Source organism: Endozoicomonas sp. (genome assembly GCF_051008435.1).
Lineage (GTDB): Bacteria > Pseudomonadota > Gammaproteobacteria > Pseudomonadales > Endozoicomonadaceae > Endozoicomonas_A.
The window spans coordinates 1-7,491 of the sequence record NZ_JBPCXO010000264.1 but is presented as its reverse complement, the minus strand read 5'-3'; the positions used below and the strand labels follow the sequence as shown (position 1 = coordinate 7,491).

Sequence of the window (7,491 nt, the reverse complement as noted above, 5' to 3'; positions counted from 1 at the left end):
CCGGGCAATATTCTCAAATTGGGCATTGCGATCTTTATGTTGCTTCATTGTTCGCTTTTTCTGTGGCTTACGACGTCTAAACCCAAGCGTATGGAGCAATTTCGAAACAACATTCTTGTTTGCAGGCATACTGCTTTCTTGCAGCTTTTGGGAAATTTGTCTCCGGGAAAGGTTCGTCCATTTAACCTCCTGTCCCATCGGATCGCCTGCAGTGTGGTCTTTCAAAACAGAAAGAAAATTCTCAGCCAGCCGAGGAAATATCTGGGTCAGAGGTTTTCGGCCCCCCCTTTTTTTTCGCTGTCGCTCCGTATTGAGCGGCTCTTCTGCTTCCAGCTCTCGAATGCCGTGGGCTATAGTCTTTGGATCACATTTCAGCAGAATAATCACCCATTAGAGCCTTCCGAGGATGAAACAGAAACGGTAGGGATTTTCCTACATTTCAAACTTCAGGGAAACACGGAAATTATTTAGGGACAGTTCCTAAGCCAACGCCCTCCTCTGACTCCCAGAGCCGCACGACAGGCCATCTGACCCGTGAGGCCGTAATCGACACCGATTCTGGCCATGACCAGAAACGCCACCATACTTAACATCACAGCAGACAGCTGAACCAGAACCACCGTCATAAATGAGAGGCCACCGGCCACGCCCATGGCAGCAGAAAAGATTGTTCCCGGATTAATCAGGTAGTTGATCATGATCAGGAAGCTGTCTGAGCTTCCTGAAGTCTGAAGTGGTGTGGGAACCTGCTCGGTGCCAAAGCATTCTGGCTCCCAGGGGGATGAGGATTGTCCTGTCACAGTCTACGATCTATTTTTCAGTGAATACCTGAAGATAGACCATTCTTGAACAACACCTATCCCAACAAAGCGTTAAAAAAGCCAGGCACCCTTTCTGTGGCAAGCCCTGTCAGGCTTTGATCAAACTGAGAAGCATTGGATCCAGGCTCCAGATTCAGTTCAACTGTGTCGGCCCCTGCAGCCTTTGCTTCTGCAAAAAAACCGGCGGCCGGATACACATTGCCCGAGGTGCCTATGGAAACAAAAAGATCACAGGCGGATAACGCCTCATAAATACGATCCATCTCCAGCGGCATCTCGCCAAACCAGACAATATGAGGCCTGAGGTTTCCGGCTTTGTGACAGCATGGGCAGAGGGTTTGAGTGGTGATGTCTTCATACCAGTCGAATACTTCATCGGTATCCTGACAGCGAGCCTTATAGAGCTCACCGTGCATATGAATCAGATTCTGACTGCCCGCCCGGGAATGCAGATCATCCACATTCTGGGTTACCAGAAGAAAGCTTCCATCAAAAGTTTTTTCAAAGTCTGACAAGGCCTTATGAGCCCCATTACAGGTCACTTCTGAAAGTTGCTGTCGCCTGCCATTATAAAAAGACTGCACCAGAGCAGGGTTGCGATAATAACCTTCGGGCGTAGCAACTTCTTCAACCGGATGGTTTTCCCACAGGCCGTCACTGGCTCTGAAGGTTCGAATGCCGGACTCGGCAGAAATACCGGCACCGGTCAGAACAACAATCGATTGGTAACTGGGCATAAGGCTTTCACCAGAAGCAGAAAATATCCATTATTTTGCCACAGGCCAGAAACCTGAACGACGAATGTCTTCAGGCCTCTGAAAGGGTCCGGGATTACTTGCTATAGATCGAGGTATAAGAAATGACTTTCTTATCTTTGGCGGGGACTTTGACCTTAATGGTATGAGTCTGCTCAACCTCACCCCCGGTCACATTTTCCAGCTTAAGCAGAGAGCGATCTCTGTCGGTCAACATCATGATGACTTCTTCATCTCTGTCATTGAATACCGTTGCCTGCCAGCGGCTGATCAGCTCTTTTTCACGTTGCTGATTATCCAGACGCTTTCTTTCTACTCTGACGGCCAAGGCTTCCCCCATGGCAAGACGGGCATAATCCCCTTTGGTCGTCTGGGGAATGGTGGCATTACCACTGATAATGACAGTACCATCCCGGGTGGATTCCAGTATCTTGACCTGGCCGGCCGGCAAATCACGTTCTGCCTTGAAGCGATAGTTCAGTCGGGGCCGCTCGAGATCCGAGCCTCTGCCAGAGTATGAACGACCATACACATCCAACTGATAGTATTGATCCAGCGTTAACTGATCATCCTTGTAGAGAGTCACCTGTTGCCAGGAAAACGGGGTCAGTTTCGTCTTATCTTTTGGCAGGGGTGTCACCATGACCTCCCCTACCCGCTGACTCTCCTGATTGGGCGAAGCGCCTGCGGCAGCATCCATCATTACCATTTTACGGGCATAACCGACATTGAGCCTTCCCATATCTCCGGCCACCAGTTTGATATCCGCTTTGCTGTAATCTGTTTCAGTGTTGTTATTCAACAGCGCGGTCAACTCAATGCGGGCTTTACCGTCGTCCAACAGTGTCATCCGATAATGGCTGGAATAACGGATTGAGGGAGTAATGTAGGACAGCCGCAGTTGATCGGTGCCGTCCAGATCCGGAAAACGAGCCATCAGTCGGGTCTGATAATCTTTTTCCAGAAAAACCTGTTCTCTCGCAGCCAGCCTTATGCCTTCGGGGTCATTCCAGTCCACCAGGTATTGACGGCCATTGCTACCCTGAATCAGTCCCATACCACTGTCATAAGACAGCATGACACCCTGCACAGGGACATTCAGCCCACCGCCCATGAGCTCAACGGATTTGCCCACCAACCTTCGGTACAAACGATCACGGTCCAACCCACCTCTTTGCCAGGTCAGGCTGTCAGGCACCTCTCCCAGCTTGCCTTTCCTGTACTCCAGCTCAAGACTGTCGTCTTCCCAGTCATGAGCCATGCCTTCGACGATCAGGGTACCTTCCGGTCCGGGAATCACCTTGAACTCTTGCCGCACGAGTGTTCTGTCCGGGTACAGAGTCAGACTGGTACTCTTTGCGTGGCTGACCTCTACTCTGCCTACCTGTTCATCCGCCATCACCATATTGGCACTCATGGCAGTCAGTAGAAGGGTGCTGCTCACTATTCCGGTCAGATTAGATCGGGCTCTCATTAAGACATTCTCCCTGTAATGAGACACGGGGGACTGATTGAGCCTCCTGCGAGCGTAACTCAGTATTCAGTCCTGAAAATGGTATAAGCAATTGAAGAGCATGCCCGCAACATAGACTACAAATCAACTGTCGCTCAATGCTTCCAGGTAACTTTACATAGTTAATATGTTTCTTCAGGCAATCGTGCACCGACGGCTCTGAGACTATAAAAAGATCAAACTCAATCCGAAATGGTCTGATAGTCGACGGGCTTTTAGAGAAGGGTGTTCGAAACAAGGGACAAGGCTGGAAGAACTCCAGCCTTGTGAAGGCTTCAGAAAGACCAGAATGGATTTTCGAGATCCAGATTCACCGGTCGGCCAAATCCAGGGACTTTAATGGATTGGTCGGTGTAGACCAGATCATCATCTTCCAGCACCCCTTCACCAAACTGGTAAATAGGCTTAGCCTGACCTGAAATCTGGGCACACTCATAATCTTCCTGTCGACGTGCCGTGCTCTCATAGCCCTGTTGCCAGGATGAAAGCGTCTGTTCTCCGTGTTTGGCTTTTAACATATCACGGGTCACATCAGGGCTCAGAACCAGTGCAGTGGCATTATTGCCACCAAAACCCTTGGCGTTAATCAGTGACATGGCCATCTGTGACGGATCCATCTCTTTATGATCCATACTGATGTCCAGATGCGAATGATGTACGTCTTCAGCAATACCGGGAATCGTTCTGATACCAGGAATGATGCCTTGATGCCAAACACCCAACGTTGACATCAGCTGGTCACCGGCCGCCACACCGATGGAGTGACCGAGGTAGCTTTTGACGGCCGATACTGCCCAGTTATCCATGCCAAAGTTTTTAGCCGTTTCATTGAGGATATGGGATTCCGTAACCCGGTTCTGAGGGGTACCTGTCCCATGAGCCTGAACAAAACTTCGGTGTCTCAGGGCATCCTCACCCAGAATCGCTCGACCCAGAGCTGCAGCCCTGGCAACGGTCAGGTAGTTTCCGGCACCGGGAGCTGAAATGGATTTCTTATAGCCGTCTGCGTTAACAAATACATCTGCAACCGCACCCAGAATTTCAGCACCGGATTCCAAAGCCAGGTCATCATCCATCAGAACAAAGTACTGGGAAGATTCAGCAATGGTAAAGCCGACATTCACAGCAAAGGGACGGCAGGCATTGCGCCAGTCCGGATTGTTTTCAGCTGAAAGACCGTCCAGCTTTCTCAAAGCGTCATCCGAAGCCAGCGCGCCCATGGTACTGTAACCATCCATAATCTCAGGCGTTACCGGTGCTTCACTGTTGCCGACAATCACGACACGGCGCTTGCCGGAGCGAATATCATTTACGCCCAGCTGCAGGTTATAGAGTAAAGTGGCGCAGGCCCCCATAGAAGTACCGGTGTTACCCAGAGAACCCAGGATATAAGCATTGATGAAGTCGGCCGACATTTCAGCAAAGCCCAGCGGACACTGTTTGGAGGTCACCCGTTTACCCATTAATCGGGCTTTCAGCATACCGCCATAACCGTTGTAATCCAGCTGACTCATAGCACTGCCGGAATAAACAGCGATCTGTTCGGGAGAAAGTTTTTCTTTCAAAAGCAGCCAGTCCAGACCTGAAGACTGGAGCGCATCCGATGCACCGTAAACGGTCATAGCCAGAGAACGGGGGTGGTTTCTGGACTGGTAGAGGTCAGCAGGATCAAAACCGCTGGGTAGTTGCCCTGCTGCATTGACCGCCCCAGCTCGGGTAGCTGGTAGCATCAGGGATTGCAGTCCGGAAAAACGGACCCTGACACTTCGACCATCGGCCAGCTCTTCTACCTGCCAGTTTTCAGGCAATGGGTTTGGCAACCGACGCTTGGGCAGAATCAGTTCTGACCCTTCTGCGGCTTTAAGAGGTTGGTGATAATAAAGGGCATTATTATCAAACAGGTTTGTTTCGAGCTGTCTGACCAGCGTACCTGATAATAGGGTTTCAGCCGGAGTGTTGTTATCCAGTCCCCTGAGCTGGGCGATAGCAGCCAGTGTTTTCTGCTGTTGTTCAGCACCCAGTCGATCAAATACCAGGCGGTGATAGCCATGAAATCCTGAACTTCGTCCCGCCGGGCTGATGCCCCCCTGCGCGACTATTACCGGCAATCTGCTCAAGGTAACAACTCCATTGATATAAGGGATATGGCGGTAGTTTAATAGGACAACCCCAAACGCAACTGTACTTTTATGCCATATAACCTGATAATTAAGCCACTCAAACCGGATTCATGAGCCATTTCCTGAGTGCAGAACACATTTTCCCTTAACAGGGTACTGATCCCGCTGCTGGATCAGATGCTCTCCACCAGCATCAGTCTACCGCTTGAAATGATTCAGGCGGGCGTTACCTACAGCCGCTTGAAGCATCAGCATTCAAAAGTGGAAGTCTGTTTTTGTGCTGAACATCTCGACTCTGTCACCAGTATGGGTGGCATCCCGTTAACGCCTGAAGTCACCTTTTCTGAAACAGGCCAGGGCGATCTGATTATTGTGCCCGGTCTCTGGAGAAACCCCCTGCCCGTTGCCCGCCAATCCAAAGCCCTGGTGCAATGGCTGCAACACCAACATGAGTTGGGAGCAACATTCTGTGTGGCAGGCACGGGGGTCACTTTCATGGCTGAAACGGGATTACTGGATCATCAGCCAGCGGCCACTCACTGGTATTTTCTTGAGCGACTCAAGCGCCATTACCCGGATGTTGATTTTAAACCGCACCATCTGATTACCCGTTCAGGCCGGATCTTCTGTGCCGGCAGTGTCAACTCGGTCGCCGACCTGATGGTCCATCTGATTGGTCAGAGTATGGGTGAGCAAATTGCCCATAAAGTTGAACAGCAGTTTTCCCACGAAATCCGTCGCCCTCTGGATCAGATTCTGTTTGCTGAAGATCACACAACCGCCCATAACGATGAAGTCGTTATCCAGCTGCAAGAATGGATCAGGCAGCATTATTGTGAAGATATTGATCTGGAAAACCTGATAGCAGCATCTGGGCTGACCCGAAGAACCCTTCACCGACGGTTTAAGGAAGCGACCGGTTTCTCACCCACCACTTATATTCAGCGAATGCGGCTGACGCTGGCTTCAGATTTGCTGAAAAATACGGATTTGTCGATTCGGGAAGTGGCCTATCAAGCCGGTTACACGGACCCTGACTATTTCAGCCGACTGTTTCAGAAACACTTCCAGCTCAAACCCAGTGACTTTAAACGCAGTGTCCGTGGCAAAATCTTCTATCTTGAGAGTTAGGAACGATTAACGCTTATTGGTAGCATTGACCCTCAAAACAAAGCGTTCACCGCCCCTTGATACATTTCGTATCAATATACCTACTGATATATACCACCAACGTCTTTTCCACCTTGCCGGTTTTGGATAAGCTTGCCCCTACTCGAATATTACGGCTCTGGAGTCCATCCCGGATGTAGCTCCTGACGAATCTCATTCGTACAATCGTCTCTTATCATTGACTGGAGCCAAAGATGATTATCAAGCCAAGGATTCGCGGATTTATCTGCACAACGACTCACCCTTTAGGGTGTGAGCAGAACGCAGGGTGTGAGCAGAACGTTAAAGAGCAGATCGCTTATACCAAGGCTCAGGGTGAACTAACCGAGGGCCCCAAGCGGGTTCTGGTCATTGGCTCTTCCAGTGGCTACGGCCTTGCTTCCCGCATTACCGCTGCGTTTGGTTCAGGTGCCGCCACCATTGGTGTTTTCTTCGAAAAACCCGCCACTGAGAAAAAGCCCGGAACCGCAGGCTGGCACAACTCTGCCGCTTTTGAAAAGCTGGCCCACGAAGAAGGCCTGTATGCCAAAAGCCTGAATGGTGATGCTTTCAGCCATGAAGCAAAAGCCAAGACTGTTGATCTGATCAAGGAAGACCTTGGCCAGATTGATATGGTGGTTTACTCCCTGGCCTCACCGGTTCGCAAACTGCCTGACAGCGGCGAAGTGATTCGTTCTGTACTCAAAAGCCTATGGGACAACACTACTCAGCGACTGCCGTAGATACCAACAAGGATCAGTTGTTTGAAGCCTCTGTTGAACCTGCGACTCAAGAAGAAGTGGATGCCACTGTCACCGCCACTGTCACCGTATTGAAACCGATTTTGATGTGATGTCGAGTCAACGGTAGGAACCTCCCCTTCCGCTGCTCACAGAACCGGACTTGAAAGTCTCCCCTCATCCGGCTCTTCTTATCCAACCGTTGGCAGCATTCTTATTCGCCTATGCGCCATTAACGTGGGAACTTCATGTGCTATGCGCCTCAAGTATCTAGGAGCCTGTCGGACTTACCACTGACCTACTGCGAAAAAGCCGGATTTGGCCATTTTTTATGATTCTTTTCGTTGAATAGCTCGCTATTCGCCTCAAATAATCATAAAAACTGTCTCAAAC

Annotated in this window: 6 protein-coding genes and 1 pseudogene; 2 read left to right on the top strand and 5 right to left on the bottom strand. The window is 50.2% G+C overall.

Annotation, left to right across the window (positions count from 1 at the left end):
• The 5 genes from ACR2PX_RS13580 to ACR2PX_RS13560 all read right to left on the bottom strand — a co-directional run.
• Nucleotides 1-387 (bottom strand): ISAzo13-like element transposase-related protein (locus ACR2PX_RS13580; RefSeq protein WP_433999890.1); only part of this gene is annotated, 387 nt, incomplete at its 3' end.
• An 80-nt stretch (nucleotides 388-467) separates the two neighbouring features.
• Nucleotides 468-800: a cytosine permease gene (locus ACR2PX_RS13575; protein WP_433999889.1), complete on the bottom strand. Its 333-nt coding sequence runs from the start codon at nucleotides 798-800 to the stop codon at nucleotides 468-470.
• Between the two features lie 56 nt (nucleotides 801-856).
• Nucleotides 857-1,558: a Sir2 family NAD+-dependent deacetylase gene (cobB, locus tag ACR2PX_RS13570; protein ID WP_433999888.1), complete on the bottom strand. Its 702-nt coding sequence runs from the start codon at nucleotides 1,556-1,558 to the stop codon at nucleotides 857-859.
• A 94-nt stretch (nucleotides 1,559-1,652) separates the two neighbouring features.
• On the bottom strand, nucleotides 1,653-3,050 hold the full coding sequence (locus tag ACR2PX_RS13565; protein ID WP_433999887.1) for a hypothetical protein: 1,398 nt from the start codon (nucleotides 3,048-3,050) through the stop codon (nucleotides 1,653-1,655).
• 314 nt (nucleotides 3,051-3,364) lie between these two features.
• A complete protein-coding gene (locus ACR2PX_RS13560; RefSeq protein ID WP_433999886.1) occupies nucleotides 3,365-5,206 on the bottom strand; it encodes a beta-ketoacyl synthase in 1,842 nt (613 codons plus the stop codon).
• 129 nt (nucleotides 5,207-5,335) lie between these two features.
• Here ACR2PX_RS13560 and ACR2PX_RS13555 point away from each other — a divergent pair, with 129 nt between their 5' ends.
• Complete coding sequence (locus ACR2PX_RS13555; protein ID WP_433999885.1) at nucleotides 5,336-6,340, top strand: GlxA family transcriptional regulator; 1,005 nt, start codon at nucleotides 5,336-5,338, stop codon at nucleotides 6,338-6,340.
• Nucleotides 6,341-6,573: 233 nt separating this feature from the next.
• A pseudogene (locus ACR2PX_RS13550) lies at nucleotides 6,574-7,175 on the top strand (bifunctional NADH-specific enoyl-ACP reductase/trans-2-enoyl-CoA reductase); the annotation flags it as partial.
• Nucleotides 7,176-7,491: the final 316 nt, after the last annotated feature.